The 26188-nt window shown below is 62.8% G+C and carries 25 protein-coding genes and 1 tRNA gene; 11 read left to right on the top strand and 15 right to left on the bottom strand.

The features are described 5' to 3' along the window. Positions 1–124 precede the first annotated feature (124 nt). The 3 genes from NKJ37_RS19955 to NKJ37_RS19965 all read right to left on the bottom strand — a co-directional run bounded on the left by NKJ37_RS19955 (position 125) and on the right by NKJ37_RS19965 (position 2121). On the bottom strand, positions 125–685 hold the full coding sequence (locus NKJ37_RS19955) for a cytochrome b (protein ID WP_352774771.1): 561 nt from the start codon (positions 683–685) through the stop codon (positions 125–127). Between the two features lie 112 nt (positions 686–797). After that, a tRNA-Arg gene (locus NKJ37_RS19960) sits at positions 798–874 on the bottom strand. Between the two features lie 83 nt (positions 875–957). Beyond that, a complete protein-coding gene (locus NKJ37_RS19965; RefSeq protein ID WP_352441763.1) occupies positions 958–2121 on the bottom strand; it encodes a M20 aminoacylase family protein in 1164 nt (387 codons plus the stop codon). A 212-nt stretch (positions 2122–2333) separates the two neighbouring features. Between NKJ37_RS19965 and NKJ37_RS19970 the strand changes: the two genes are divergently transcribed. Beyond that, complete coding sequence (locus tag NKJ37_RS19970; protein ID WP_352774773.1) at positions 2334–3503, top strand: D-alanyl-D-alanine carboxypeptidase family protein; 1170 nt, start codon at positions 2334–2336, stop codon at positions 3501–3503. 3 nt (positions 3504–3506) lie between these two features. After that, entirely contained in the window at positions 3507–4631 is a 1125-nt protein-coding gene (locus tag NKJ37_RS19975) for a CobW family GTP-binding protein (RefSeq protein WP_352774775.1), read from the top strand. A gap of 10 nt (positions 4632–4641) precedes the next feature. Here the strand turns inward: NKJ37_RS19975 and NKJ37_RS19980 are convergent, their stop codons facing one another. From NKJ37_RS19980 to NKJ37_RS20000, 5 genes are all read right to left on the bottom strand, one after another. Next, complete coding sequence (locus NKJ37_RS19980; RefSeq protein ID WP_352774777.1) at positions 4642–4875, bottom strand: sulfurtransferase TusA family protein; 234 nt, start codon at positions 4873–4875, stop codon at positions 4642–4644. Positions 4876–4883: 8 nt separating this feature from the next. Then, positions 4884–6182 carry a L,D-transpeptidase family protein gene (locus NKJ37_RS19985; RefSeq protein WP_127295953.1) on the bottom strand — a complete coding sequence of 433 codons (1299 nt, stop codon included), beginning with the start codon at positions 6180–6182 and terminating at the stop codon, positions 4884–4886. A gap of 217 nt (positions 6183–6399) precedes the next feature. Beyond that, positions 6400–7350, bottom strand: coding sequence for an acetyl-CoA carboxylase carboxyltransferase subunit alpha (locus NKJ37_RS19990; protein WP_023811063.1), 951 nt, complete (start codon positions 7348–7350; stop codon positions 6400–6402). Between the two features lie 99 nt (positions 7351–7449). Next, positions 7450–8367 (bottom strand): site-specific tyrosine recombinase XerD, encoded by a 918-nt coding sequence (locus NKJ37_RS19995; protein WP_352723211.1) that lies wholly within the window; start codon positions 8365–8367, stop codon positions 7450–7452. Positions 8368–8383: 16 nt separating this feature from the next. Next, positions 8384–8536 carry a hypothetical protein gene (locus NKJ37_RS20000; RefSeq protein WP_013529356.1) on the bottom strand — a complete coding sequence of 51 codons (153 nt, stop codon included), beginning with the start codon at positions 8534–8536 and terminating at the stop codon, positions 8384–8386. 210 nt (positions 8537–8746) lie between these two features. Here NKJ37_RS20000 and NKJ37_RS20005 point away from each other — a divergent pair, with 210 nt between their 5' ends. Genes NKJ37_RS20005 through NKJ37_RS20015 form a run of 3 tightly spaced genes read left to right on the top strand, consistent with a single transcriptional unit; the run spans position 8747 to position 11387 of the window. After that, on the top strand, positions 8747–9358 hold the full coding sequence (locus NKJ37_RS20005) for a shikimate kinase (RefSeq protein WP_352554450.1): 612 nt from the start codon (positions 8747–8749) through the stop codon (positions 9356–9358). Continuing rightward, the gene (aroB, locus tag NKJ37_RS20010; protein WP_352774779.1) at positions 9355–10494 is read left to right on the top strand and encodes a 3-dehydroquinate synthase; all 1140 of its coding nucleotides are present in this window, start codon (positions 9355–9357) and stop codon (positions 10492–10494) included. Before NKJ37_RS20005 ends, aroB begins: the two co-directional genes overlap by 4 nt. Next, positions 10491–11387 (top strand): HlyC/CorC family transporter, encoded by an 897-nt coding sequence (locus NKJ37_RS20015; RefSeq protein ID WP_128304682.1) that lies wholly within the window; start codon positions 10491–10493, stop codon positions 11385–11387. The genes aroB and NKJ37_RS20015 overlap by 4 nt, the downstream gene beginning before the upstream one ends. 24 nt (positions 11388–11411) lie before the next feature. Here NKJ37_RS20015 and NKJ37_RS20020 read toward each other — a convergent pair whose 3' ends face one another. From NKJ37_RS20020 to NKJ37_RS20030, 3 genes are read right to left on the bottom strand one after another with little or no spacing between them, the layout of a single operon-like run. Beyond that, a complete protein-coding gene (locus NKJ37_RS20020; protein WP_023811068.1) occupies positions 11412–12953 on the bottom strand; it encodes a SpoVR family protein in 1542 nt (513 codons plus the stop codon). Between the two features lie 9 nt (positions 12954–12962). Beyond that, positions 12963–14273, bottom strand: a complete 1311-nt coding sequence (locus tag NKJ37_RS20025) for a YeaH/YhbH family protein (RefSeq protein WP_352441756.1) — start codon at positions 14271–14273, stop codon at positions 12963–12965. Positions 14274–14290: 17 nt separating this feature from the next. Then, complete coding sequence (locus NKJ37_RS20030; RefSeq protein ID WP_352774781.1) at positions 14291–16240, bottom strand: PrkA family serine protein kinase; 1950 nt, start codon at positions 16238–16240, stop codon at positions 14291–14293. A 241-nt stretch (positions 16241–16481) separates the two neighbouring features. Here NKJ37_RS20030 and NKJ37_RS20035 point away from each other — a divergent pair, with 241 nt between their 5' ends. Both NKJ37_RS20035 and NKJ37_RS20040 read left to right on the top strand, forming a co-directional pair. Beyond that, the gene (locus NKJ37_RS20035; protein WP_128304680.1) at positions 16482–17288 is read left to right on the top strand and encodes an alpha/beta hydrolase; all 807 of its coding nucleotides are present in this window, start codon (positions 16482–16484) and stop codon (positions 17286–17288) included. Between the two features lie 100 nt (positions 17289–17388). Then, positions 17389–18942: an acetolactate synthase large subunit gene (locus NKJ37_RS20040; protein WP_352774783.1), complete on the top strand. Its 1554-nt coding sequence runs from the start codon at positions 17389–17391 to the stop codon at positions 18940–18942. Between the two features lie 30 nt (positions 18943–18972). Here the strand turns inward: NKJ37_RS20040 and NKJ37_RS20045 are convergent, their stop codons facing one another. Then, complete coding sequence (locus tag NKJ37_RS20045) at positions 18973–19275, bottom strand: BolA family protein (protein ID WP_013529365.1); 303 nt, start codon at positions 19273–19275, stop codon at positions 18973–18975. Positions 19276–19456: 181 nt separating this feature from the next. Between NKJ37_RS20045 and NKJ37_RS20050 the strand changes: the two genes are divergently transcribed. The 4 genes from NKJ37_RS20050 to NKJ37_RS20065 all read left to right on the top strand — a co-directional run bounded on the left by NKJ37_RS20050 (position 19457) and on the right by NKJ37_RS20065 (position 24170). Further along, entirely contained in the window at positions 19457–20086 is a 630-nt protein-coding gene (locus NKJ37_RS20050) for a J domain-containing protein (RefSeq protein WP_032909134.1), read from the top strand. Between the two features lie 123 nt (positions 20087–20209). After that, positions 20210–21196 carry a cobaltochelatase subunit CobS gene (cobS, locus tag NKJ37_RS20055; protein ID WP_023811073.1) on the top strand — a complete coding sequence of 329 codons (987 nt, stop codon included), beginning with the start codon at positions 20210–20212 and terminating at the stop codon, positions 21194–21196. An 11-nt stretch (positions 21197–21207) separates the two neighbouring features. Further along, complete coding sequence (cobT, locus tag NKJ37_RS20060; protein WP_352441752.1) at positions 21208–23109, top strand: cobaltochelatase subunit CobT; 1902 nt, start codon at positions 21208–21210, stop codon at positions 23107–23109. Further along, a complete protein-coding gene (locus NKJ37_RS20065) occupies positions 23106–24170 on the top strand; it encodes an esterase-like activity of phytase family protein (protein ID WP_352441751.1) in 1065 nt (354 codons plus the stop codon). The genes cobT and NKJ37_RS20065 overlap by 4 nt, the downstream gene beginning before the upstream one ends. On the opposite strand, the gene NKJ37_RS20070 is transcribed toward NKJ37_RS20065, so the two are convergent. The 3 genes from NKJ37_RS20070 to rpmB form a co-directional block, all read right to left on the bottom strand. After that, a complete protein-coding gene (locus NKJ37_RS20070) occupies positions 24145–24816 on the bottom strand; it encodes a spermidine synthase family protein (RefSeq protein ID WP_352441750.1) in 672 nt (223 codons plus the stop codon). The two genes, NKJ37_RS20065 and NKJ37_RS20070, sit on opposite strands and share 26 nt — an antisense overlap. Positions 24817–24875: 59 nt before the next feature. Next, complete coding sequence (locus NKJ37_RS20075; protein WP_352441749.1) at positions 24876–25556, bottom strand: queuosine precursor transporter; 681 nt, start codon at positions 25554–25556, stop codon at positions 24876–24878. Between the two features lie 183 nt (positions 25557–25739). Further along, positions 25740–26036 (bottom strand): 50S ribosomal protein L28, encoded by a 297-nt coding sequence (gene rpmB, locus NKJ37_RS20080; protein WP_013529373.1) that lies wholly within the window; start codon positions 26034–26036, stop codon positions 25740–25742. Positions 26037–26188 lie beyond the last annotated feature (152 nt).

Genomic DNA, 26188 nt, shown 5'->3' on the forward strand with positions numbered 1-26188 from the left:
CTCGTCGAAACCATCGAGGCAGCCGAATGCAAGAACTACTTCGAAAACGCAGGCTACGCTTCCGTCAAAATATGAAACGCTCTAGGCGGCATGAGCAGCCGTCCTCATGCGCAAGCGGCATTTTCTATTCCCGCGATGCGGTGTTCGACCGGCTGAAGAAAATGCTTCGCATGACGCCATCGCGCAGCAGCACGAAATGCACCAGGGCAGCCAGGATGTGAACACCGGCAAGTCCAAGCAATACCCAGACCAGCTTTGCATGGATGAGTGCGAATCCCCTTGCCGAAAGCGCGCTGACGGACGGCGCCAACGGCACAGGCAAGTTTCCGAAAAGCCGCGCGGGAGGCATGAAAGGCATTGGCCGGTAGCCCAGCCATCCCGTTATCAGGACGGCGAGAATCGCAACGTAGAGAAACATATGGAAGAAAGCCGTCGCAAACCGCATGGGCCGTGAGGCTTGCCTGACAGGGGCGCGGGTAAAGATGCGCCAGCAAAGTCTGAGGACGATGATGGCAAGGATCGTCACGCCGATCGACATGTGAAGCGGAAGCCAGTTCATCGTCGCCATACCCGGCCCGTCCATCGGCCCAAAGGCAATGGCGATTTGCGCCGCGAGCGCGATCACGGTCAGCCAATGCAACAGACGAATGCCGAAATGCCAGTGCAGGCGAGGGTTCTCCTTCACATCCGAAGCTCGATTGTTGTCAAATGCAAGAAGGAGGGCGTGATCGTTTCATCCGCTCCAGCGGGCCAATTTCGCGAAGAAGTATGGCGGCTCACCAAGTCGTTGAAAAGCATGGTGATCCCGACAGGAATCGAACCTGTGACCTACAGATTAGGAATCTGCCGCTCTATCCTACTGAGCTACGGGACCACGCGGCCAGACACATAGCCGCTTCGGATCGTTTCGCCAAGAGGCCGGCCGAAGGCAATTCGGCCGGCTTTGCGCTGCCGCCGTCAGGCGGCCAGCGCGGTTTCCGCCAGTTTCACCCAGTAGCTCATGCCGTGCGGGATGACCTCGTCGTTGAAGTCGTAGGCCGGGTTGTGGAGGCCGGCGGTGTCGCCATTGCCGATGAAGATGAAGGCGCCGGGGCGGGCTTCGAGCATATAGGAGAAATCCTCGCCGCCCATCACGGGCTGGATGCCGCGGTGGACATGGGCGTCGCCGGCGACACTCATCGCGACATCACCGGCAAACACCGTCTCTTCCGCGTGGTTGAAGGTCACGGGGTAATTTGCCTGGTAGTCGACCTCGATCTTTGCCCCGAACGCGGTCGCCAGCCCGTCGCAGATGCTGCGGATGCGCTCTTCGGACTTCTTGGCGATCTCCTTGCGCAAGGTGCGCACGGTGCCGGCGATTTCAGCGGTTTCGGGGATGATGTTGTAGGCGTCACCGGCGTGGAACTTGGTCACCGACACCACCACGGCCTCGACCGGGTCGGTGCTGCGCGAGGCGATCGTCTGCAAGGCGCCGACCAGCTGGCTGGTGATGACGATCGGGTCGATCGTGCCGTGCGGCATCGCCGCGTGGCCGCCCTTTCCCCTAACGGTAATGGTAAACTCGGCGGTCGCCGCCATGATCGGACCCGGGCGAATGGCGAACTGCCCGACAGGCAGGCCCGGCATGTTGTGCATGCCGAACACCCTGGAGATGTCGAAACGCTCCATCATGCCGTCCTTGACCATCTCGTTGCCGCCGCCGCCGCCCTCTTCGGCCGGCTGGAAGATCACCGCCACGGAACCGGTGAAGTTGCGCGTCTCGGCGAGGTATTTGGCCGCGCCCAGCAGCATCGCCGTGTGGCCGTCATGGCCGCAGGCGTGCATCTTGCCGGGGATGGTCGAGGCGTAGGGCTTGCCTGATATCTCGTTGAGCGGCAGCGCGTCCATGTCGGCGCGCAGGCCGATTGTGGGGCCTTCGCCCTGGCGGCCGCGGATGATGCCGACCACGCCGGTCTTGCCGAGGCCGGTGACCACATCGTCGCAACCGAAGGCCTTCAGCTTCTCGGTGACGAAGGCGGCGGTCTTGAAGACGTCGAAGTTCAGTTCTGGCGTCTGGTGCAGATGCTGGCGCCAGCCGGCAACTTCGTCCTGCATTTCGGCGGCACGGTTCAGGATTGGCATGATGGTTCCATCTCGCTGTTGGGACGGCGGGTGTTGGCCGCTGCCTTGCAATTGTGATCGCCAGGCACTTTGCCATCTTGGCGTCACATAGAGTAAATAGCACCGCAACAATGGGTCCGGTTTTTGAGGGTCGGACCATATGCTGGCGATCGCGTAACGAAATCTTACGGAGCCAGGGGCGACTACGGCAAGAGGCGATTTCGGATTTGATCATGCGGTACAGGCATTTCCTCAAACTATTCTCGGCTGGCACAATCGCGCTGTCGGTCCTGGCCGGGCCGGCGCTGGCCAATCCGGTGGTCGTGTTCGATCTCGGCAGCGGCAAGATCCTGCAGCATCAGGACGCGTTCAAGCGCTGGTATCCGGCGTCGCTGAGCAAGCTGATGACCGCTTATGTCACCTTTCGGGCGATCACCGCCGGCGAGGTTCAGCTTGATTCGCCGATCAAGGTGACCAAGCACTCCGCCGGGGAGCCGCCAAGCAAGATGGGCTTCAAGCCGGGCTCGGTGATGCGGCTCGACAACGCACTGAAGATGATGCTGGTCAAATCGGCCAACGACATCGCCATGGCGGTGGGCGAAAATGTCGGCGGTTCGCAGGCGGCCTTTGCCGAACGGATGAATGCGGAGGCCGCCCGGCTCGGCATGAACGGCACGCATTTCGTCAATCCGAATGGGCTTTTTTCGCCTGACCAGTACACGACGGCGCGCGACCTCGCCGTGCTGGTGATGGCGATCCGCCGCGAATTTCCGCAATATGTGCCGTGGTTCTCGATCGAAGGCCTTGCCGTCGGCAAGAAGGCCATTCCCAACTACAATCTCTTGATTGGCCGTTATCCCGGCGCCGATGGCATGAAGACAGGCTTTGTTTGCCCCTCCGGCTTCAACATGATCGGTTCGGCGACCCGCAACGGGCGCACGCTGGTCGCGGTGGTGCTTGGCGAGAAATCGGCCGTCACACGTGCCGAGACCGCGGCAAAACTGCTCGATCAAGGTTTTGACGCGCCTGCCGCCGGCTCGGCCACCGTCACCACGCTGGCGCCCTATGGCGACACCGTCTCGCCCAACGACATGCAGGACGAGGTCTGCAAGAAGAAGAAGAAGACGCCGCAGGAGCAGTCCGAGGCGCCGCCGGTTGCCGCCAAGGACGTGCCGAAATCGCCCTATCAGGAAAAGCTCGACCATGTGCCGACACTGGTTGCCGTCGGCCTTGGCGGCGCCACCGGTCCGGCGCCGAAGGCCATCCTCGACCAGGGCGGCCAGGAATATGCCGACGTGCCGATCCCGAGCTGGCGGCCCGACAGGCCGGCACCGGCCGGCACCGGCCCGAAGATTGCCGGCTCCGCCGCACAGGGCGACCAGCCGGCCAAGGTTGCGAACTAGCCAATGGCGAGCGGCTTCCCGATCCCCGTCTCGGTGCTGACCGGTTTCCTCGGCGCCGGCAAGACGACGCTGCTCAACCGGCTGCTCAAGGATCCGGCGCTGGCCGACACGGCGGTGATCATCAACGAGTTCGGCGAGGTGGCGATCGACCATTTGCTGGTCGAGCAGTCTTCCGACGGCATCATCCAGCTGTCGGACGGCTGCCTGTGCTGCACGGTGCGCGGCGAACTGGTCGATACGCTGGCCGATCTGGTCGACCGGCTGCAGACCGGCCGCATTACCCGGCTTGCCCGCGTCATCGTCGAAACCACCGGCCTTGCCGACCCGGCGCCGGTGCTGCAGTCGATCATGGCGCATCCGGCGCTGATCCAGGCCTTCCGGCTCGACGGCGTCATCACTCTGGTCGATGCCGTCAACGGCAATGCCACGCTCGATGCCCATGTCGAGGCGGTGAAGCAGGCTGCCGTCGCCGATCGCATCGTGCTCAGCAAAGCCGATCTGGTCGCCGATCCCAATGAGTTGGAAATGCTCCGGGCGCGCCTGCGGCAGATCAATCCGGGCGCCGAACTGCTCGATGCCGGCGACACGGAGACAGGCGTGGCGGCGCTGTTCGACTGCGGCCTCTACAACCCTGCAACCAAATCCGCCGATGTGCGGCGCTGGCTTGGCGAGGAAGCCGCGCATGATCACCATCATCATGATCATGATCACCATGATGGGCATGATCACGAACATGGCCGTGACCATGGGCATCGCCACGATTCGCGCGTGCGTTCCTATTCGCTGGTGCATGACGGCCCGGTGCCGTTTTCGGCGATCGAGATGTTCCTCGACCTGCTGCGCTCGACGCATGGCGAGCGCCTGCTGCGCATGAAGGGAATTATCGAGCTCAGGGAAGACCCGTCGCGGCCGCTGGTGATCCATGGCGTGCAGAAGATACTGCATCCGCCGGTGCAATTGCCGTCCTGGCCCGATGGCCAGCGCGGCACGCGGCTGGTGCTGATCACGCTCGATATGCCCGAAGATTATATCCGCAGGCTGTTCGCCGCCTTCACCAACCGGCCGTCGATCGACACGCCCGACCGCGCCGCGCTGGAAAACAACCCGCTGGCGATTGCCGGGCGGTAGCCCCCCACGATTACGGCGCGCCGCGCTCGACCAGGAAGCGATGGCCGCCGGAGACCGCCGCCGTTTCAATCAACTGGTGGCCACTCTCGGAGCAGAATGCCGGAATATCTATGACGGCGAGCGGGTCGGTGGTTTCGAGCCAGAGCCGGCTGCCCGGTTGCATCCCGGCGAAGCGCTTCTTGGCCTTGAGCACGGGCAAGGGGCAGTTCAGCCCCTTGAGGTCATAAATGGCGGCGCGATCCACGGGCGAAATCAACCGCCGAACATGCCGAGCAGCTTGTTCTTCAGCTTCGTCACGCGGCTCTCGTCGGCACTCGCCGCTTGCGTCTCAGCCATCGGTGCCGCTTCCGAAGGGGCCGCGATGGTCGCGGTGGCGACAGGGGCTTCCTTGGCGGCCTTTTCGGCCTCCTTTTCGGCCAGAGCCTGAGCCTTGGCGGCTTCCTTGGCTTGCTTGGCCGCCTCTATGGCAGCGAGCCTCTGCTCCTCGGCCTTCTGCTTGGCCGCCTTTTCGGCGTCGAGGGCCGCCATCTTGCGGCCAGCGGGCGAATCGATGCGGCCCATGCGTGCCGTCTCGGTGACCGAGCCGTCATTGTTGAGCGACGGCGGATCGATCGGCACGCGTTCGCCGCGTGCGCGGCGCTTGGACCAGTCGGAGACGATGCTGGCTTCCTTGATACCGGCGATGGTCGGCTTGGGCGCCGGCACGCTGGCCTTGACCGCGCCGCTGAATGCCGCGTCGTAGGTGCTCATGTAGGAATTGTAGGCGCTCTTCAGCGAATCAGGCTGCGTCGTCGCCGGGCAAGCGCCGGTCGGGTCGAATGTCTGACCGTCGGCGGCAACCTGGTTGAAGACATAACGCTTCTCGCAGACATCGACCTTCGGCGGCACCTTGGTGATCTCGAAATTGTCGTAGCCGACCTTCAGCATCTTCCAGAAGTCGTAATTGGGGTCGTTGCGGTAGCGCGCCATGTTGGCGGCAGTCATGCGGAACGGAAACGCCTGGATCTGGAACTCGGTCTGGCCGCCCTGGAAAGCATCGCGGCCGAAGGCATAGATCTGCTCGATCTGCGCATCGGTCATCGAATAGCAGCCCGACGACGAACAGGCGCCGTGCACCATCAAATTGGAGCCGGTACGGCCATTGGCGCGGTCATAGGCGTTGGGATAGCCGATGTTGAAGGACAAATGGTAGTTCGAGCGCGGATTCATCTGCGCCGGGCGCACCGTGTAGAAGCCTTCCGGCGCCTGGCGGTCGCCTTCTGTGTATTTCGGCCCGAGCTTGCCCGACCATTTGCAGATGTCGTAGCTGGCGACCATGTCGTAGCGGCCGTTGGTCTTGGCCTTCCAGATCTCGAGCTTGCCTTCTTCCTTGAAGATACGAGCCATCACCGACGAGGTGCGGACCATGCCCTTGGCTCTCATGTCGGCGAGGATCTTGTCGGGCAGCGGCTTGTTGGCCTCCGGCGCGAAATCCTTCATCGACGAATTGTTGCAGCCGGCAACGCCGAGGGCGGCGATCAGGATTCCGGTGCGGGCAAGCTTGATAAACATGGCTGCGGATATCGTCTTTTCTCTGGCGCCAGGACGTTTCCTGCCCCGGCTGCTGCACTGCGCATCGACGGACCCTAAGCCCGTTAACCCTAACAAATTCCTTACCGCAAGTGCCGACGCATCCCCCTGCGGCAGTCTCATTGAGCCGAATGCAGCGGCATTTTTGTGGCAAAAATGCTCCGCTCCGCCACATTGTGGCCGCCAAGGCTGCATGCGGTCAGAGACTGCGGCCCATGGCCAGGTATTTTTCGCGGCGCTGCTCGCGGAAATCGGTGTTGGCGCCGGCAAAGTCCTTCATCGTCCTGGCGATGAGGTCTCCGGTCGCGCCGATCACGGTTTCGGCGCCGCGATGCGCGCCGCCGAGCGGCTCGGGGATAATGGCGTCGATGATCTTCAGCTCCAGAAGGTCCTGCGCGGTGATCTTCATGTTGGTTGCCGCATCCTTCGATCGCGTCGTGTCGCGCCACAGGATAGAGGCGGCGCCTTCCGGCGAAATCACCGAATAGATGGCGTGTTCGAGCATGTAGACGCGGTTGGCGGTGGCGATGGCAATGGCTCCGCCCGAACCACCTTCGCCGATAACCACCGAGATCGACGGTACTTTCAGGCCGAGGCAGGTCGAGGTTGAACGGGCGATAGCCTCCGCCTGGCCGCGCTCTTCAGCGTTGACACCGGGATAGGCGCCAGCCGTGTCGACCAGCGTCAGCAGCGGGATCTTGAAGCGGTCGGCCAGTTCCATCAGCCGTACCGCCTTGCGGTAGCCCTCCGGGCGAACCGATCCGAAATTGTGCTTCAGGCGGCTGGCTGTGTCGGAACCTTTTTCCTGGCCGATGATGGCAATGGGTTCGCCGCGGAAACGGGCGAAACCGCCGACGATCGCCTGGTCCTCACCGAAATTGCGGTCGCCGGCCAGCGGCGTGAAATCGGTGAACAGGCCCTTGATATAGTCGACGCAATGCGGCCTGTCGGGATGGCGCGCCACCTGCACCTTCTGCCACGGCGTCAGCGCCTTGTAGGCGTCGCGCAGCGCGTCGCGGGAGCGCTTCTCGAGACGGCTGATCTCGTCGCCGACATCGACCGCCTCGCCGTTCTCGGCAAGCTTCTTCAGCTCGAGGATCTTGCCCTCGAGGTCCTGCACCGGCTTTTCGAAATCGAGGTAGTTGTACATGCGTGAGCGGACCGATACGTCGGAAGGCAATGGCTGACGGAACCCTTGAATCCAAGGCTCCGGGCGGTGAAATGTCGTCCTCACATAGCGATATGAGGCCTAGTCGGCAAGCGGATGATGATCGTTGACCAGCCGCACCAGCCGCTCTTCCAGCACATGGGTGTAAATCTGTGTCGTCGATATGTCGGCATGGCCAAGCAATTGCTGCACGACCCTGAGATCGGCGCCGTTCTGCAGGAGATGGCTGGCGAAAGCATGACGCAGTACATGCGGCGAGATCTTCGCCGAGGCGATGCCGGCCCTTGCCGCCAGCCCCTTCAGGTCACGCGCGAAGACCTGGCGCGAGAGATAGCCGCTGTCGGAGGCGGCCGGAAACAGGAACGGACTGTCGGCAAAGGCGGGCACCCTGGCGCGGGCGGCAAGCCAGGTCTTCATCGCCGTGCGCGCCTTGGCGGAGAGCGGCACCATGCGCTCCTTGTCGCCCTTGCCGCGCACCATGAAGAAACGGTCGTCGCGCTGCGCCACCGTCACCGGCAGGCCGACCAGCTCCGAAACGCGCAGGCCGGTGGCGTAAAGCACCTCGACCAGCGCATGCAGGCGCAGTGACGCCAGACTGTCCCCATCGCCCGACGAGACACCGCCGGCCTCAAGCGCCGCACGGTCGATCAGCCGGCCGGTGTCGGCCTCGCTCATCGTCTTGGGCAGCGGGCGGCCCTTTCTCGGACTGTCCAGCGTGCCGGTCGGGTCATCGCCGCGCAGGCCTTCGGCGTAGAGGAATTTGAAGAACTGGCGGATCGCCGACAGTTTGCGCGCCTGCGAGGTGGCTGCAAAGCCGCGGGCGGCAATGTCGTCGAGATAGGCGCGGATATCGGCGGCGGCGGCACCGGCCAGCCCGCCATCGATCGCGCCAGAAGCGTCCTCGAGGTCGCGGCGGTAGGAGGAAAGCGTGTTTTCGGCCGCGCCCCGCTCGGCGCTCATCATTTCCAGAAAGGCTTCGATGCGGGCGGCGCTGTTCATTCAATTTTCTTCGGGTTCAGCTTTTCTTGGGGTTCAGCTTTTCCGGAGGGATGCGCACGCTCATTTCCCCCTTCTTTGGCTCGACGAACATCACCAGTGCGAACATCGTACCATAGGCAATGCCAGCCAGAATCGCTGTTACCACGACAAAGCGAAACAGTGTCGGCATCAATTTTCGCCCGTCTTCTTGTTCTGCGTTTCCAAACCCTGTCCCCTTATGGGACGCCAATCCGGCCAATTCAAGGAAGAAGCTGGGGCCTGTTAGCAACTTCTGATGCAGACCCTGCCGGTCCATATCGGGTTCAAGGCACTTGCCACGCTTGACGCAAACGGGCTTTTCATGTCGATACGCCGGCAAAGAGGGCCTTCGAAACATCCGATGAACGCGCTGCCAGCAAATCCTCCAGACGAGACCCACGCCGCGTTGCTTGGCCGGCTGGGCAGCCGTTCCGTCGTCTTCGTCGGACTGATGGGCGCCGGCAAGACGGCGATCGGCCGCAAGGTGGCGACGATGCTGGCGCTGCCCTTCATCGACAGCGACCAGGAGATCGAAAGCGTCTCGCGCATGACCGTTCCGGAACTTTTCGAGCGCTATGGCGAGACCGAATTCCGGGCGCTGGAGCAACGCGTCATCCTGCGCGTGCTGGAAAACGGCCCGCAGGTGCTGTCGACCGGCGGCGGCGCCTTCATGAACGCGCAGACGCGCGAGGCGATTGCAGCGCACGGCGTGTCGGTATGGCTGAAGGCCGAGCTCGACCTTCTGATGGACCGCGTCTCCAAGAAGCAGAACCGGCCGCTCCTGAAAAGCGCCGACCCGCGCGCCGTGCTGGAGCGACTGATGGGCGAGCGCTATCCGATCTACGCGACATCGGACGTCACCGTGCCGACCCGCGACGACCGCAAGGAAGTCATCGCGACCGAGGTGGTGGACGCGCTGTGCCGGCATTTCGGCATCGATGAGACGACGGCGGCGGGCGAGGTGGAATCGTGAGCATCGCACCCGTTGTCGTCGAAGTAGGCCTTGGCGATCGGACCTATGACATTCTGATCGGCTCGGGGTTGTTGGCCCGCGCGGGCGCGGAGATTGCGCGCCGGCTGCCGGGCACGCGCGCCGCGGTCGTCACCGACGCCAATGTCGCGGCAGCGCATCTCGCTGCCCTTCAGGCCAGCCTCGAAACGGGCGGCATCCAGGCCGCCGTGATCACGTTGCCGCCCGGCGAGAAGACCAAGAGTTTTGCCCGTCTCGAAGAGGTGGTCGACGGTGTGCTGGCTGCGAAACTGGAGCGCGGCGACATCGTCATCGCCTTCGGCGGCGGCGTTATTGGCGACCTTGCCGGCTTTGCCGCCGGCATCGTGCGGCGCGGCATGAATTTCGTGCAGATCCCGACCTCGCTGCTGGCTCAGGTCGATTCCTCGGTCGGCGGCAAGACCGGCATCAACAGCCCACGCGGCAAGAACCTTGTCGGCGTCTTCCATCAGCCGAAACTGGTGCTGGCCGACACCGGCGTGCTCGACACGCTGCCGATCCGCGAATTCCGCGCCGGCTATGCCGAACTCGCCAAATACGGGCTCATTGACCGGCCGGAATTTTTCGCCTGGCTGGAAAAGAATTGGGTCCAGGTTTTTGCCGGCGGGCCGGAGAGGGCGCAGGCTATTGCCGAAGCCTGCCGCGCCAAGGCCGATGTGGTTGCGCGCGACGAATTCGAGACCGGCGACCGCGCGTTGCTCAATCTCGGCCACACATTCGGCCACGCGCTGGAAGCCGCCACCCAATATGACGGAAGCCGCCTCGTCCATGGCGAAGGCGTCGCAATCGGCATGGCGCTGGCCTACCGGTTCTCGTCACGGCTCAATCTGGCCAGCCCCGACGATGCCGCGCGCGTCGAGTCGCATCTGCGCGCCGTCGGCCTGCCTTGGCGGATAGCCGACATCCCGGGCGAATTGCCTGACGCCGAGGCTCTGCTTGCCTTCATCGCCCAGGACAAGAAGGTGTCACGCGGCGCGCTGACCTTCATCCTGACGCGCGGCATCGGCCAGGCTTTCATTGCCAAAGATGTTCCGGCATCGGAAGTGCTGTCGTTTCTGACAGAAAACCATCCTGACCAGCAGAAGATGCGGCCGAGATGACCAACGAGCCCGGCTGGATCGTCGTCGCCGTCCTCGCCATCCTCATCGTGCTGCTCGTTGCCGTGCGCACGCGCCTGCTTGCCATGTTCGGATACGAGCTTTCGCGCATCGAGCCGCAGCGTTCCAGCCAGGACGAATTGCGCGGTGCGGTCGACGATTTCCGCCGCGACGGCCAGGTGGTGCGCGAGGATCGCGACCGCGTCGGCGGGCTGTTCGATCTCGCCGAGCTGGAAGTCTCCGACGTCATGGTCCACCGCACCAACATGCGCTCGGTCAATGCGGACAATGCGCCGGAAGCGGTGGTGCGCGAGATTTTGCAAAGCCCGCACACCCGCATGCCGCTGTGGAAAGGCTCGCTCGACAACATCGTCGGCGTGCTGCATGCAAAGGATCTGCTGCGCGCCTTGAACGAAGTCGGCAACGATTTCTCCCGGATCGACGTGATGAAGATCGCCTCGAAACCCTGGTTCGTGCCCGACACCACGACCTTGCAGGAACAGCTCAACGCCTTCCTTCGCCGCAAGGCGCATTTCGCCGTCGTGGTCGACGAATATGGCGAGGTCGAAGGGCTGGTGACGCTGGAGGACATTATCGAGGAGATCGTCGGCGAGATCGCCGACGAGCATGATGTCGACATACAGGGCGTCAAGCAGGAGGCCGACGGCTCCGTCGTCGTCGACGGCACGGTGCCCATCCGTGACCTCAACCGGGCTCTCGACTGGAACCTGCCGGATGAGGAGGCCACCACCATTGCCGGCCTCGTCATCCACGAGACGCAATCGATCCCCGAGGAGAAGCAGGCTTTTACGTTCCACGGCAAGCGCTTCGTCGTGATGAAACGCGACAAGAACCGGATCGCAAGGCTGAGGATCAGGCCAGCCGGCGACACCTGATACGCGCAGGGAGGCCGGGGCACGTCATCCGGCGATCTGGCTGGTCGAGCGTTCGTGGATCGTCGCGCCGGTCTCGGCATCTATGGCGGCCAGGCTGACTTCATAGCCCCAAAGCCTGCGAATGTGACGAAGCGTGGCGTCGCGGCTGGCATCCTCGAGAAGGATGCCGTCATTGACCTTGTGCTGCAGCCGCAAATGGCGGTCGCCGAGCAGATCGACATCCACCACCTGAATGTCCGGCCGGTTCGCGCCGAGATCGTAACTGTTGGCGAGCGCGTCGCGTATCTTGCGGTAGCCGCGCTCGTCGTGGATCGAGGTGACCTGACAATGCGGTTGGTCGGCAGCGTCGCCGAGCACAAAAAACCGCCATTTCCGGATCATGGCCGGACTGAGGTACTGGCGGATAAACGATTCGTCGCGATGATCGGCCCATGCGTCAAGCAGGACCTCGCGCCAGTTGCCCTGGCCGGCGATGTCGGGAAACCAATCGCGGTCCTCGGCCGTGGGTTTGGTCGAGATGCGCTGAATGTCCTGCATCATGTCGAGGCCGAGAGCATAGGGGTTGATGCCTGAAAAGCGCGGATCGTCGAAGGCCGGCTGAAAGACCACGTTGGAATGATTGCGCAGGATTTCGAGCATGGCGCCTTCGCTGATCTGGCCGCGGTCGAACAGCATGTTCATCAGCGTATAGTGCACGAAAGTGGCACAGCCTTCGTTCATCACCTGTGTTTGCCGTTGCGGGTAAAAATATTGCGCGATGACGCGGACGATCCTGATGATCTCACGCTGCCAGGGCTCCAGGACCGGGCTGTTCTTTTCCAGGAAATAGAGCAGGTTTTCCTCAGGCAGGTTGAGCGATTTCTTCCGCTCCGGGTCCTGGCCCTTTTCGTTGGTCGCTTGCTGGGAAGGCGGCAGCGTACGCCACAAGTCGTTGTAGGAGCGCTCCTCGTATTCGAGACGCTCGCGAATTCCTTCGCGTTGCCGTTCGGACGACAGCCTCGGCGGCCGGTGATAGCGAAACACGCCCTGATCCATCAGCGCGTGAGCGGAATCGAGAACAGCCTCGACGGCGGCGAGGCCGTGCCGCTCCTCGCAACGGACTATGTAGCCCTTGGCGAAGTCCAGGTAGCCGAGGATCGCACCCGCATCCGTCCACTGTTTGAACAGCTGATTGTTCTTGAAGAAATGATTGTGCCCGAGCGCTGCATGGGCCGTCACCAAGGCCTGCAGGGCCATGGTGTTTTCCTCCATCAGATAGACGATGCAGGGATTGGAATTGATGACCAGTTCATAGGCAAGCCCTCGCCCGCCTTTGCGATAGAGCAGATCCTGGTGGAGGAAATGTTTGCCGAAAGACCAGTGACGGTACATCAATGGCATGCCGATGGACGAATAGGCGTCGAGCATTTGTTGCGACGAGATGATCTCCATCTGAACGGGATAGGTGTCCAGATGAAGCTCTTCGACCGCAAGTGCCTCGATCGCGTCATAGGCCCGCGACAATGTTTTGAAATCCCAGTCTGACCCTGAGAAAAGCAGACTGGATTTGCTCGCTTGTCTGGCCATCGGGAACCCTCACGCTCTCTTGAGGGAGGCCGGCTGCCTGCCGAAGAGCTGGCGAAAGACCGGGTAGATATCGGCGGGTGTGGCGATGCGGCTCATCTGGAAGTTCGGCCACTTCTGGTCGATGGCGTTATAGGCACGCCACAGCGACGTCCCGTTTTCGGTCGAGCCGAAAATATGGGCTTCACGCTCGTCGATGATCTCGACATAGGCAAAATATTGGCACAGCCGCATGAGTTCGCCGTTGAGCAGCGAAATGCATCGCTCTGAATCGCCGGCGAAATTGTCGCCGTCCGAGGCCTGGGCGGCATAGATGTTCCAGTCGTGGGCCGGGTAACGGCTGGCGATAATACGGTGCATTTCCTCCAGCGCGGTGGAAACGACGGTGCCGCCGCTTTGGGTGTTGTAGAAAAATGTCTCCTCGTCGACCTCCTGAGCCAGGTGCGTGTGGCGGATGAAGACAATCTCGATGCGGTCGTAGCGTCGTTTCAAGAACAGGTGCAGCAGCACGAAGAAACGCTTGGCCAGATCCTTCTCGCGCTCGCCCATGGACCCGGACACGTCCATCAGACAGAACATGACGGCATTGGCGTTCGGCACCGGCCGGGAATCGAAGCGGTTGAAGCGGATGTCGACCGGATCGACATAGGCAATCCGGCGGCGGCGTCGTTCCAGCCGGTCAAGCTCTTCGCGCAATGCCGCGATACGCTGGCGCGCGTCGACGCTGGATGGCGCCGACTCGAGCGAGGCGATTTCCTCGAGGAGGACATCCAGTTCGACCTGCTTGGGGCGCCTCAGCGCAATGCGGCGGCCGTGGCTGTTGCGCATCGTGCGGCCGACATTGATGTTGGTCGGCGAACCGGTGGCGGCGAAGCCGGCTCTGCGCGGCTTGAAGGCAAGGATCTCCTTGAGGTTGAGCTTGACCATGTCCGGGAGCTCGAGATCCTCGAAGAACAGATCGAGCACTTCCTCGCGCGACAGTACGAAACGAAAGTCGTCCTCTGATGCCTTGTTTCCCGGGGACGATGCTCCCCCGCCGCCTCCGCCGGGCTTGGGGATCAGGTCTCCGGCGGAGAAATGCCTGTTGCCCGGCAAGATGTGCTGACGCCTGCCGGTGTCGCCGGCGTTGTTGAAGCTCGGCTCGCTTGTGCCTCTTTCGGGCATGCGCACGGCGTGCTCGGAATCCGCGTCGGCAATCCTGCCGGTGCGGATCTGGTCGCGTATGCTCCGCTTCAATTCCTCGCGCGCGCGTCGGAGGAAGCGCTGGCGATTGCCGAGACTCTTGTCTTTCGGGTTCAGGCGGCGGTCGATGAAGATCGGCATGGAACCATCCGGGTTCTCTAACCCGCCCTGTTCACCCGCATGTACCAGTCCACAAGGCGACGAACCTGCCGCTCGGTGTAGCCGCGCTCGACCATCCGCTGCACGAATTCATTGTGCCGCTTTTCCGTGACGCTGTCCTGCTTGGAGCCGAAACTGATCACCGGCAGGAGGTCCTCGACCTGGCCGAACATGCGTTTCTCGATGACTTCCCGCAGCTTTTCGTAACTTGTCCACGCCGGGTTGCGGCCATGGTTTCTTGCACGGGCGCGCAGCGTGAATTTCACCACCTCGTTGCGGAAGTCCTTGGGATTGGCGATGCCGGCCGGTTTTTCGACCTGCGAAAGCTCGTTGTCCAAAACCTCGCGGTTGAGGATCTGGCCGGTGTCGGGATCCTTGTAGTCCTGGTCTTCGATCCAGGCGTCGGCATAGGCGATGTAGCGGTCGAAAAGATTCTGGCCGTACTCGCTGTACGATTCCAGATAGGCTTTCTGGATCTCATGGCCGATGAATTCGGCATACCGCGCGGCCAGCTCGGACTTGATGAACTCCAGATAGGCGGCTTCCGTCTCCTTCGGAAACTGTTCGCGCTTGATTGCCTCCTCCAGGATGTACATGAGATGCACGGGGTCGGCGGCCACCTCTTCGGTGTCATAGTTGAAGGTCTGCGACAGGATCTTGAAGGCAAAGCGCGTGCTGACGCCGGCCATGCCCTCGTCGACGCCCGCGGCGTCCCGATATTCCTGAACCGACTTGGCCTTGGGGTCGACTTCCTTGAGGTTCTCGCCATCATAGGCGCGCATCTTGGTGTAGAGCGGCGAATTGTCGTGCTCGGCCAACCGGGTCGAGACGGTAAACCGGCTGAGGATGTCCAGCACCTCTGGAGCGCAGGGACTGGCGGCCAATTCGCTCTCCCGCAGCAGTTTCTCGTAGATCTGCCGCTCTTCGGTTATCCGCAGGCAATACGGCACCTTGACCACGAGGATGCGATCGAGAAAAGCCTCATTGTTCTTGTTGTTCTTGAACTGCAGCCATTCCGACTCGTTGGAATGAGCCACGATGATCCCCTGATAGGGAAAGGCGCCGAAATTTTCGGTGCCGTTGTAGCTGCCTTCCTGGGTGGCGGTCAGCAGCGGATGCAGGACCTTGATAGGCGCCTTGAACATTTCGACGAATTCAAGCAGGCCCTGGGTGGTCCGGTTCAGTCCGCCACTATAGGAATAGGCGTCCGGATCGGATTGGCTGAAATTTTCCAATTGCCGGATATCTACCTTGCCAACCAGGGCCGAAACGTCCTGATTGTTCTCGTCGCCGGGCTCGGTCTTGGCGATGCCGATCTGGCGCAGTCGCGAAGGCATCAGCTTGACGACGCTGAACTTGGAAATGTCGCCGGAGAGTTCATCGAGGCGCTTGGCCGCCCATGGCGAAATGAGCCCATTCAACCGGCGTCGGGCAATGCCGTATTTATCCTCCAGCAGGTCGCCCATGCGATCGGGATGGAAAAGGCCCAGCGGCGATTCGAAAACCGGGCTGACCTGGTTGCCGACCTTCAGCGTGTAGATCGGGCGCTGCTCCATCAACTTCTTCAGCCGCTCGGCAAGGGACGATTTGCCGCCGCCGACCGGGCCGAGCAAATAGAGGATTTGCTTGCGTTCCTCGAGCCCCTGCGACGCGTAGCGAAAATAGCCGGCGATGCGCTCGATTGTGTCCTCCATGCCATAGAAATCGGCAAAGGAGGGGTACACTTTCAGGGTTCGATTGGAGAATATGCGGCCGAGCCGCTCATCCTTGCTGGTGTCGACCAGGTTCGGCTCGCCGATCGCCTCGACCATCCGTTCAGGCGCTGAGGCATACATCGACTTGTCCTCGCGGCAGGCAAGGAGATATTGCTGGATGCTGATCTCTTCCTGTGCCGCGTTGGTGTAAATTTCCGAAAACAGAACGAAGACGTCAGACTGGTTCTCTCGCATGATGCTTTTGCCCTCGGAGCCGCTGTGGCTTCCATTCGGCTCACCTCGCATTCAACTGTCGGGGGGTACCGTTTGTTCCCTTCATGTGAAGAGGTGGCTACGATCATGAGGTTTTGAGGCCACTCCGGGATCAAGGCGCTCGGTGCGGAGCGGTATTCAGCGCGGGTAGCGGGTGTGTGGCGAATCCCTGACTGGACGGCTGGGGCCGCCGCGTGCAGTCTTGCCTCGTCAGGAGACAGTGATGATCGATCGACGAAGCCTGATCATGGCCTCGGTGGCGGCGATGCTGCCATTGGAAGCATCGGCCGCGTCGGAAACACGCCGACCCACGCCAAAAACCTTAGACTACGGGCCGGCCAAGCTCGACATCTATGCGCCCGATGGTGCAATGGGCCTGCCGGTCGTGTTTTTCGTTCATGGCGGCACCTGGCAGTTTGGCAAACGCAGTCAGGTCGACGCCAAACCGGCCTTCCTGCTCGCCAACGGCTTCTGCTTCGTCTCCATCGATTACCGCATGTTGCCGCAGGCCGATGTCGCCACCCAGGCCGGTGACGTCGAAAAGGCCTACGCCTACATCAGAGCCAACATAGCCCGGCATGGCGGCGATCCCAACCGCATCGTCGGCATGGGCCATTCGGCCGGCTGCCATCTGATTGCGCTGACCGGCATGCGCGGCGGGTTGCCCGGCATAGCTGCGCTCATTCTCGACGATACCAGGGCCTATGATCTTGCAGCACTTGCCAAGAAGGGCGGCATGGTGCGGGCCTATGCCCGCGTCTTTTCCGATCCCGCGCAATGGGCGGCACTGTCGCCGGCCAGCCATGTCGACGGCCGCAGGCACCCGCCGACTTTCATTGCCTATTCGCGCGCCCCTGGCCGCGGCGAGGACTCCAAGGCCTTTGCCGAGCGCCTGCGCGCGACGGGCACCAAGGTCACGCTGTTCGACGGCAGCGCCTACACGCATATGTCGATCAATCGGGATTTCGGCGAGGATGGCGACGCGCTGACCGCGGCCGCTCTGGCATTCCTGAAATCGACGGTTGGCTGATCTTTACGGCACTGGATCAGATCAAAAGTGGCGGCGGGACATTGCTGTGCGGGCGCGCCAGGGTGCAAGTGCTCTTCGATCGTGAGCGGGAGGGAATTGCATGAACGGCGCCGATGTCCTGTGTGACGTGCTTCTGGCCAACGATGTGACGGTCTGCTTCGCCAATCCCGGCACCTCCGAAATGCACTTCGTTGCAGCACTTGACCGCAAGCCGAAAATGCGTTGCGTGCTCGGGCTGTTCGAGGGGGTGGTGACCGGGGCCGCCGATGGCTATGCGCGGATGACCGATCGGCCGGCCGCGACGCTGCTGCATACCGGTCCCGGCCTGGCCAACGGACTCGCCAACATGCACAATGCCCGGCGTGCCTTCAGCCCGATGATCAACATCGTCGGCGACCACGCCTCTTACCATCTGCCGCTCGATGCCCCGCTCACCAGCGATATCGAAAGCCTTGCGGCGCCGATGTCCAACTGGGTCGGCCGCGTCAAGGGCCCGGCCGATATCGCGCCGGCAGCTGAAGCAGCCTTTCGCGCCTCGCTGACACCACCCGGCGTCGCGACGATGATCCTGCCGGCGGATGCCGCCTGGGGCGAAGTCGAAGCGGTTTCGGTCGGCAAGGTGAAGCTGGTGCCAGCGCCGGCCGTCGATATGGACGCCGTGCGCAAGGTCGCCGCGGCGATCCGTGCCGCTCCGGGCCGGGCAGGCATGATCGTTCGCGGAAAGGCCGCACGCGCCGATGCGCTCGCCATCGCCGGGCAAATCTCGACGGGCAGCGACGTCCGGCTGTTCGGCGATGTTCTGATCGCACGGATGCAACGCGGGCGCGGGCGTGTCGCGCCGGCCCGCATCCCCTATCCGGTCGACGCGGCGATGGCTGTGCTCAGGGATGTCGATGTTCTGATCCTGGTCGGCGCGAAGGAGCCGGTTGCCTTCTTCGCCTATCCGGGAAAACCGGGACGGCTCGTTCGGGAAGGCTGCGAGGTGCTGACACTGGCCGCCCATGGCGAAGATCTGCATGCGGCGCTGGAGGCGCTTCGCGACGAACTTGGCATCAAGCCGCCGAAACGACAGGTCGTCGCGGCCGCTTTTCCCGACGAGGCAACGCCGAGCGGCAAGCTGACGGAAGATGCGATCGCGCTGTCGGTGGCGCGCAAACTGCCGGCCGATGCAATCATTTGCGATGAAGCGGTCACCTCGGCCAGGCGTTTCTTCGCGCTGTCGGCCTTTGCAGCGCCGCACGACTACATGATGGGCACGGGCGGATCGATCGGCGGCGGCATCCCGATGGCGACCGGGGCGGCAATCGCCTGTCCGGACCGCAAGGTGATCAATCTCGAGGCCGATGGCAGCGGGATGTACACGGTGCAGGGATTGTGGACGCAGGCGCGGGAAAAGCTCGACGTGGTGACGATCGTGTTTTCCAACCGAACCTATGCGATCCTGCATGGCGAGATGAAGAATGTCGGCGTCGGCGCCATCGGCGAGAACGCCAGGCGCATGCTCGACCTCGACTATCCCTCGCTCGACTGGGTGTCGCTGGCCAAAGGCATGGGCGTGGAGGCGGCCCGCGCCGATACGTGCGAGCGCTTCGAGGCGCTGCTGGACAGCGCGCTGTCACGGCGCGGGCCGTTCCTCATCGAAGCGGTGCTCTGAGCGCGGCGAAAAACGATAGGCGGAACCGAGCTACCAGCGGGTCTTTTCGCCGGGAGCCGCCGGTTCGATCGCCAGCGCGTGCACGCCGGCCTTCAATTCATCGGCAAGCAGTTCATTGACGGCGCGGTGACGGTCGATGCGGCTCATGCCGGCAAAGGCGGAAGCGACGACGCGGACGCGAAAATGCGTCTCGCCGGTGCCGTCGTAAGTGCCGTGATGGTCGGAGCCGTGATGGTGGTGGCCGGCATGGAGATGGCTCTCGTTGATGATGACCAGCCTGTCCGGCGAAAATGCCTTATTGAGCTTGTCTTCCATGGTCGCCTGTATGGACATCGCCATCTCCCTTCACCAAATATCGCTGGCATCTCAGCCTGGAAACCGAAAATCGGTTTCGCGAGGGGCCGCCGCCGTGCAACAAAATCCGCCATTCGCCTGCTTTATGCCGCGATTCAGCGGTTAGGGCGATGATCGCGAAAATGTCAATTCTTGTTTCGCATCTGCGAACGCCCCATAAATGGGTAAGATGAAGCCGTACCCCAAATATTTCGAGAAGATTCGCGTCCGCCCCGACAAGGACGCGGAGCTGAAGTCGCACTCGCCGATCTGCCAGTGGGACGGCTGCAAGGAAGCGGGCACCCATCGTGCGCCGGTCGGGCGCATGAAGGAGGGCGAGTATTTCCATTTCTGCTTCGATCATGTGCGCGAGTACAACAAGGGCTTCAACTACTTTTCCGGCGTGCCGGACACCGAGGTCGCGCGCTTCCAGAAGGAAGCCATGACCGGGCACCGGCCGACCTGGAAGATGGGCGCCAACGGGGCCTCGACGCGGTCGTCGCCCGATATGGCCCAGATGCGTTCCGGCCGGGCCGGCTACTATAACCGCATGCGCGACCCGTTCGACCTGTTCAAGGGACCGAAGGATCCGCGCGAGGCGCGCGAGCGCAAGGCCAAGCCGCTTGAGGCCAAGGCGCTGGAAACGCTTGGCCTTGATACAAAGGCGACTGGCAAGGAGATCAAGGCGCGCTATAAGGAACTGGTGAAACAGCACCATCCGGATGCGAATGGTGGCGACAGAGGTTCGGAAGACCGGTTCCGCGATGTGCTGCAGGCCTATCGCGTGCTCAAACAGGCGGGCCTGTGCTGAGCGGCCATACGGTTCGTGTCGTTTTCCAACTTTCATAAGGTTGGAAAAGGCTCTAAGACCGCCCCCGGACAAAATCGATTGCCGGCGAAATCAGACGTTTCGCCCGTGGAGACGTTGAGAGATATGAACAAGGTCGATCGTGACATCGCCAACCTGCCCGACACGACGGTGTCGGTGAAGGAGAAATTCGGCTTCGAGTCCAAGATGGTGGTACCGGCCTATTCGGTGACATCGGAGCATGTGCCCGACATCGACCCGGACTATCTCTTCGACAAGAACACGACGATGGCGATCCTTGCGGGCTTTGCCTACAACCGCCGCGTCATGGTGTCGGGCTATCACGGCACCGGCAAGTCGACCCATATCGAACAGGTTGCCGCCCGGCTTAACTGGCCTTGTGTGCGCGTCAACCTCGACAGTCATGTCAGCCGTATCGATCTCGTCGGCAAGGACGCGATCGTCGTCAAGGATGGCCTGCAGATCACCGAATTCCGCGACGGCATCCTGCCCTGGGCCTACCAGCACAATGTCGCTCTGTGCTTCGACGAGTACGATGCCGGCCGTCCGGATGTGATGTTCGTCATCCAGCGCGTGCTGGAATCGTCGGGCCGGCTGACGCTGCTCGACCAGAGCCGGGTCATCCGCCCGCATCCGGCCTTCCGGTTGTTCTCGACCGCCAACACGGTCGGCCTCGGCGACACCACTGGCCTCTATCACGGCACCCAGCAGATCAACCAGGCGCAGATGGACCGCTGGTCGATCGTCACCACGCTGAACTATTTGCCGCACGACAATGAAGTCGCCATCGTGCTGGCCAAGGCCAAGCACTATCGCGACAGCAAGGGCAAGGACATCGTCAACAAGATGGTGCGCGTCGCCGACATGACGCGTTCGGCCTTCATCAACGGCGATCTGTCGACCGTGATGAGCCCGCGCACCGTGATCACCTGGGCCGAGAATGCCGAGATATTCGGCAATATCGGCATGGCGTTCCGGCTGACCTTCCTCAACAAGTGCGATGAACTGGAACGCTCGGTGGTGGCCGAGTTCTACCAGCGCGCCTTTGGCGAGGATCTGCCCGAGAGCGCCGCCAACGTGGTGCTGGGCTAAGCAGAGTCTCGATGGCGGGTCCGGGCGACAACACGCGCAACAAGTCGAAGACGGGTTCTGAAGCCGACAGCTTCAAGCGCGCCGTCACCGTCTGCATGCGCGCCATCGCCGGCGACAAGGAGCTGGAGGTCGGCTTCGCCAAGGACCGGCCGGCGCTCGCCGGCAGCCGTGCGCGTCTGCCAGAATTGCCGAAGAAGGCGTCGAAGACCGATATCGCGATCACCCGCGGCCTCGGCGATTCCATGGCGCTGAAGCGCGCCTGCCACGATGTGCGCATCCACACCAAGCTGGCGCCGGAAGGCAAGGCGGCCCGCGCCATCTATGACGCGGTCGAACAGGCTCGCGTCGAGGCGATAGGCTCACGCGCCATGCAAGGCGTCGCCGACAATATCGGCTCGATGCTGGAGGACAAATACGCCAAGGCCAACCTCGTCGACGTCAAGGACAAAGCCGACGCGCCGATCGAGGAAGCACTCGCCCTGATGGTGCGCGAGAAGCTCACCGGCCGTCCGATCCCGAAAAGCGGCGAGCGGCTGGTCGAACTCTGGCGCCCTTGGGTCGAGGAAAAGGCCAAGGCCGATCTCGACGGGTTGTCGGCCAAGCTCGGCGACCAGCAGGCGTTCGCCCGGGTCGTGCGCGAGATGCTCGCCTCCATGGAAATGGCCGAGGAGCTCGGCGACGACCAGGAGACGGAAGATTCCGAGGACAATGACGACAACCAGCCGCAAGGCGAGGAGCAGAGCGAGGAGGGCGGCGAAGAGGATTCCGGCTCCGAGCAGTCGCAGTCCGAGGACGCCGAAGCTTCGGCCGATGACGAACAGTCGGCCGAGACCGAAGCCTCCGACGCCACCGCGGACGACCTGTCCGACGATGACGACGCCGATGCCGAAACGCCCGGCGAGGCGCGCCGCAACGACAATCCCTTCACCAATCTGCCGAAGGAGATCGACTACAAGGTCTTCACCACGGCTTTCGACGAGACGGTCGGGGCCGAGGAGCTGTGCGAAGAAGAAGAGCTCGACCGGCTGCGCGCCTTCCTCGACAAGCAGCTGGCCAATCTGTCCGGCGTCGTCGGGCGGTTGGCCAACCGGCTGCAGCGTCGCCTGATGGCACAACAGAACCGCTCCTGGGATTTCGACCTGGAAGAAGGTTACCTCGACCCGGCAAGGCTGGTGCGGGTCGTCATCGACCCGATGCAGCCGCTGTCGTTCAAGCAGGAGCGCGACACCAAATTTCGCGACACGGTGGTGACGCTGGTGCTCGACAATTCCGGCTCGATGCGCGGCCGGCCGATCACGGTCGCGGCAACCTGCGCCGACATATTGGCCCGCACGCTGGAGCGTTGCGGCGTCTCGGTCGAGATCCTCGGTTTCACCACGCGGGCCTGGAAGGGCGGGCAGGCGCGCGAGAAATGGCTGAAGGACGGCAAGCCGCCGAATCCTGGCCGGCTCAACGATCTGCGCCACATCATCTACAAGTCCGCCGACCATCCGTGGCGGCGGGCACGGCGCAATCTCGGCCTGATGATGCGCGAAGGCCTGCTCAAGGAAAATATCGACGGCGAGGCGCTGCTGTGGGCGCACAACCGGCTGATCGCCCGGCCCGAGCAGCGCAAGATCCTGATGATGATCTCGGACGGGGCGCCGGTCGACGATTCGACGCTGTCGGTCAATCCGGGCAATTATCTCGAGCGCCATCTGCGCGCTGTCATCGAGCTGATCGAGACGCGTTCGCCGGTGGAACTGCTGGCCATCGGCATCGGCCACGACGTCACGCGCTACTACCGCCGGGCTGTCACCATCGTCGATGCCGAGGAACTGGCCGGCGCCATGACCGAGCAGTTGGCTTCGCTGTTCGCCGAGGAAAGCGCGAAGGATACGCGACGCGGCGGTGGTATGCGGCGCGCCGGATGATTTCCAGGCGCTGCGGCTTTCAGCAGACGCTTTTCGCCGCCGTCGCCCTGCTTTCCGGCGTGGCTTCGGCGGCAGCCGGTTCGGCCGACTCTAGTTCTGTCGAACCGGTCGAAATCTCGGCCCGCCCGATCACCGAATTCCACATTGGCCGTGCCGGCAAGCAGTTCGGCCCGTTCGAATTCGTCGGCGGGCTGGAGATGACCTCGCCGACACGCGATTTCGGCGCGCTGTCGGCCTTCCGCTTCCTGAAAGCCGGCGGTGACTTCATCGGCGTTGCCGACACCGGCTTCTGGTTCTTCGGCACGGTGGTCCGCGACGCGGAAAAGCGACCCTCCGGCATCCAGAATTTCCGCATGCAGCAGATGGTCGACCAGACCGGCCGGCCGATCGACAGGAAATGGGAGGTCGATGCGGAAGGTCTCGCGGTCAAGGACGGCATCGCCACCGTCGGCTTCGAGCGCAGCCACCGCGTCGCCCAGTTCAAGATCGACTCCAACGACATGAAGGCACCCTTCAAGCCGCTGGATTTCGCCGTTCCGGCCCGCGAGCTGCGTCAGAATCGCGGCTTCGAGACCGTCACCCACGCCAATGCCAACGGCCAGCATGAGGGCGGCCTAGTCGTGGTCTCCGAGAAGAGCCTGGACAAGGCCGGCAACATCTATGCCGCCATCATCGAAGGACCGCACAAGGGCGTCTTTACCGTCAAGCGCAATGGCGATTTCGACATTACCGACGGGGCCTTCCTGCCGGATGGCGACCTATTGCTTCTGGAGCGCAGTTTCTCGATGGCCAGCGGCGTCAAGATGCGGCTGCGGCGCATCTATGGCGAAAGCGTCGAGAAGGGCGCGGTCGCCGACGGGCCGGTGCTGCTGGAGGCCGACATGGGCTACCAGATCGACAATATGGAAGGGCTCGACGTCTGGACCCGCGGCGACGGCGCGCTGATGGTGTCGCTGATCTCCGACGACAACCACTCGATCCTGCAGCGCAACCTCTATCTGGAATTCATTCTCCACCAGGATGAGCCCGCCGGCTTTACGTCCTGGTGGCGATCCAGATGACATGGCGGGCGCCACGCTTGCCGTTGGCGCGCGTACTGACCTCTTCGACCCCGAAGCCTGCCTGCTTCAGCCGCCGCGTGAAGCCGATGTCGGGGCCTTGCGACCACACTGCCAGCACGCCGCCGGGTTTCAGGGCGCTGCGTGCGGCTGCGAGGCCGTGCACGCTGTAAAGTGCGTCGTTGGATTTGTGGACGATGCCTTCCGGGCCGTTGTCGACATCGAGCAGAATGGCGTCCCAGGCCGCGGGCCGCGACCGGATCAACTGCCCGACATCGGTTTCCTGGATGGTGACGCGAGGATCGTCGAGACAGCCGTCAAAGATTTCGGCCATCGGGCCACGTGCCCAGGCGACGACGGCGGGCACCAGTTCGGCGACGACTATTCCGGCATCATTGGCCAATTCTGTGAGTGCGGCGCGCAAGGTAAAACCCATGCCAAGCCCACCGATCAGGATTGTGGGCCGGCTCTGGCCGGCAATCCGCTCGCAGGACAGTTTTGCCAGCGCTTCCTCGGAACCGCTGAGGCGGCTGTTCATCAGTTCGTTGGTGCCCAGCATGATCGAGAATTCGGTGCCGCGCCGCTTGAGGCGAAGTTCTTGTGCGCCATCCGGGATCTTGGCCGAATCGAGCTGGACCCACGGGATCATGATCTTTGTCCGACCATGATCTTTTCCGAAAACCGGGTCCCACTTTTCGGGATCATGGTTTAAGCCGCTACCGCCGGCTGGCTCCAACGGGCCGCGAGCAGACGGTAGGGGATCAACGCCACCACGGCGATGATCAGCTTCACGCTGAGGTCGCCCAGCGCCCAGGAGATCCAACGCATCGCGTCGACATGGAAGATGCCCATCAAGGGTGCGTTTTCCAACGCAAAGCCGTCGTTGGGACCAGCGAAGGCGAAGGCGGCCGAGAACGCGACGGTGAAAAACACGGCGGTGTCGAACACCGACCCGACCAGCGTGCCGATGATCGGCGCGCGCCACCAGCTCTGCCGGCGCAGCCGGTTGAAGACGGTGACATCGAGCAGTTGCGCGCTGAGGAACGCCGCTCCGGACGCGGCCGCGATACGCACCAGCCGGTCGGCGGCGGTCTCGAGTTCGATCAGGCCGTGGCGGAACAGGAAGGGCGGGACAAGGATCGAGCAGATCACCGCCGTCATGAAGCCGACAAAGACGATCCGGCGCGCCGCAGTGGGTCCGTAGCGGCGGTTGGCGAGGTCGGTGACCAGGAACGAGAAGGGATAGGTGAAGGCCCCCCAGGTCAGAAGATCGGCCAGCGAGAGGCCGCCGATCTGACCCTGCATCGGGAATTGCACGAGAATGTTCGATGCCACGACGACAAGCGCCATGGCGGCCACGAATGGCAAATACCGCGAGAAGGAAGTCATTTTTTTATCCTGGGTAATGGAACCAGCCAAGCACCATGCCCATGCGGGCGATGCTTGCCTTCGTATGTGGGCACCGGATTGCCAAAACCTTGCGGCTTCGATCCGATGCTCAGGCCAACAAGATGTTGGCCAGAGGCCAACAAGAGGTCGGCCAGGGCGGTCGTCCCCCGCCTTTGAACTGTTTTAAGCGGCAGCCTGCTCGGCGGTCTTCTTGGCGATCTGCTTTTTCAGCAAACGGGCGCGCTGCGACAATTCCTTGACGTCTGCCTTGGCCAGGAAGGCGTCGAGGCCGCCGCGATGTTCGACCGAACGCAGCGCGTTGGCCGAAATGCGCAGGCGCACGTTCTGGTTCAGCGCTTCCGAAATCAGCGTCACATTGACGAGGTTCGGCAGGAAGCGACGCTTGGTCTTGTTGTTGGCGTGGCTCACATTGTTGCCGGACATGACTGCCTTGGCAGTGAGTTCGCAGGTGCGGGACATTGTTCTAACCTTCAGTTCTCGGGTCTGCCAAACACTCAAGCCCACGCCGGGTGGCGCGCGGTTCTGGTCAGGCGGCCTTATGGAAAAAGTTGGCGTTCCATAGTTGCATTTCGCCGAGGCGTCAAGCTCCGGCTTGCCCAGCCCCTGCATTG

Origin of the sequence: Mesorhizobium sp. M0140 (genome assembly GCF_040322475.1) — a bacterium.
Taxonomy (GTDB): domain Bacteria; phylum Pseudomonadota; class Alphaproteobacteria; order Rhizobiales; family Rhizobiaceae; genus Mesorhizobium.

Bases quoted from the DNA above. Each gene is read 5' to 3' on its own strand.
- NKJ37_RS20015 (WP_128304682.1), top strand. From the start codon at position 10,491: ATGACCAACGAGCCCGGCTGGATCGTCGTCGCCGTCCTCGCCATCCTC.
- NKJ37_RS19975 (WP_352774775.1), top strand. From the start codon at position 3,507: ATGGCGAGCGGCTTCCCGATCCCCGTCTCGGTGCTGACCGGTTTCCTC.
- NKJ37_RS19995 (WP_352723211.1), bottom strand. From the start codon at position 8,367: ATGAACAGCGCCGCCCGCATCGAAGCCTTTCTGGAAATGATGAGCGCC.
- NKJ37_RS20045 (WP_013529365.1), bottom strand. From the start codon at position 19,275: ATGTCCATACAGGCGACCATGGAAGACAAGCTCAATAAGGCATTTTCG.
- NKJ37_RS19970 (WP_352774773.1), top strand. From the start codon at position 2,334: ATGCGGTACAGGCATTTCCTCAAACTATTCTCGGCTGGCACAATCGCG.
- NKJ37_RS20020 (WP_023811068.1), bottom strand. From the start codon at position 12,953: ATGGCCAGACAAGCGAGCAAATCCAGTCTGCTTTTCTCAGGGTCAGAC.
- NKJ37_RS19965 (WP_352441763.1), bottom strand. From the start codon at position 2,121: ATGCCAATCCTGAACCGTGCCGCCGAAATGCAGGACGAAGTTGCCGGC.
- cobS (WP_023811073.1), top strand. From the start codon at position 20,210: ATGAACAAGGTCGATCGTGACATCGCCAACCTGCCCGACACGACGGTG.
- NKJ37_RS20075 (WP_352441749.1), bottom strand. From the start codon at position 25,556: ATGACTTCCTTCTCGCGGTATTTGCCATTCGTGGCCGCCATGGCGCTT.
- NKJ37_RS20035 (WP_128304680.1), top strand. From the start codon at position 16,482: ATGATCGATCGACGAAGCCTGATCATGGCCTCGGTGGCGGCGATGCTG.
- NKJ37_RS20040 (WP_352774783.1), top strand. From the start codon at position 17,389: ATGAACGGCGCCGATGTCCTGTGTGACGTGCTTCTGGCCAACGATGTG.
- NKJ37_RS20070 (WP_352441750.1), bottom strand. From the start codon at position 24,816: ATGATCCCGTGGGTCCAGCTCGATTCGGCCAAGATCCCGGATGGCGCA.
- NKJ37_RS20000 (WP_013529356.1), bottom strand. From the start codon at position 8,536: ATGCCGACACTGTTTCGCTTTGTCGTGGTAACAGCGATTCTGGCTGGC.
- rpmB (WP_013529373.1), bottom strand. From the start codon at position 26,036: ATGTCCCGCACCTGCGAACTCACTGCCAAGGCAGTCATGTCCGGCAAC.
- NKJ37_RS20050 (WP_032909134.1), top strand. From the start codon at position 19,457: ATGGGTAAGATGAAGCCGTACCCCAAATATTTCGAGAAGATTCGCGTC.
- NKJ37_RS20025 (WP_352441756.1), bottom strand. From the start codon at position 14,273: ATGCCGATCTTCATCGACCGCCGCCTGAACCCGAAAGACAAGAGTCTC.
- NKJ37_RS20065 (WP_352441751.1), top strand. From the start codon at position 23,106: ATGATTTCCAGGCGCTGCGGCTTTCAGCAGACGCTTTTCGCCGCCGTC.
- NKJ37_RS19985 (WP_127295953.1), bottom strand. From the start codon at position 6,182: ATGTTTATCAAGCTTGCCCGCACCGGAATCCTGATCGCCGCCCTCGGC.
- cobT (WP_352441752.1), top strand. From the start codon at position 21,208: ATGGCGGGTCCGGGCGACAACACGCGCAACAAGTCGAAGACGGGTTCT.
- NKJ37_RS19990 (WP_023811063.1), bottom strand. From the start codon at position 7,350: ATGTACAACTACCTCGATTTCGAAAAGCCGGTGCAGGACCTCGAGGGC.
- NKJ37_RS20030 (WP_352774781.1), bottom strand. From the start codon at position 16,240: ATGCGAGAGAACCAGTCTGACGTCTTCGTTCTGTTTTCGGAAATTTAC.
- NKJ37_RS20005 (WP_352554450.1), top strand. From the start codon at position 8,747: ATGAACGCGCTGCCAGCAAATCCTCCAGACGAGACCCACGCCGCGTTG.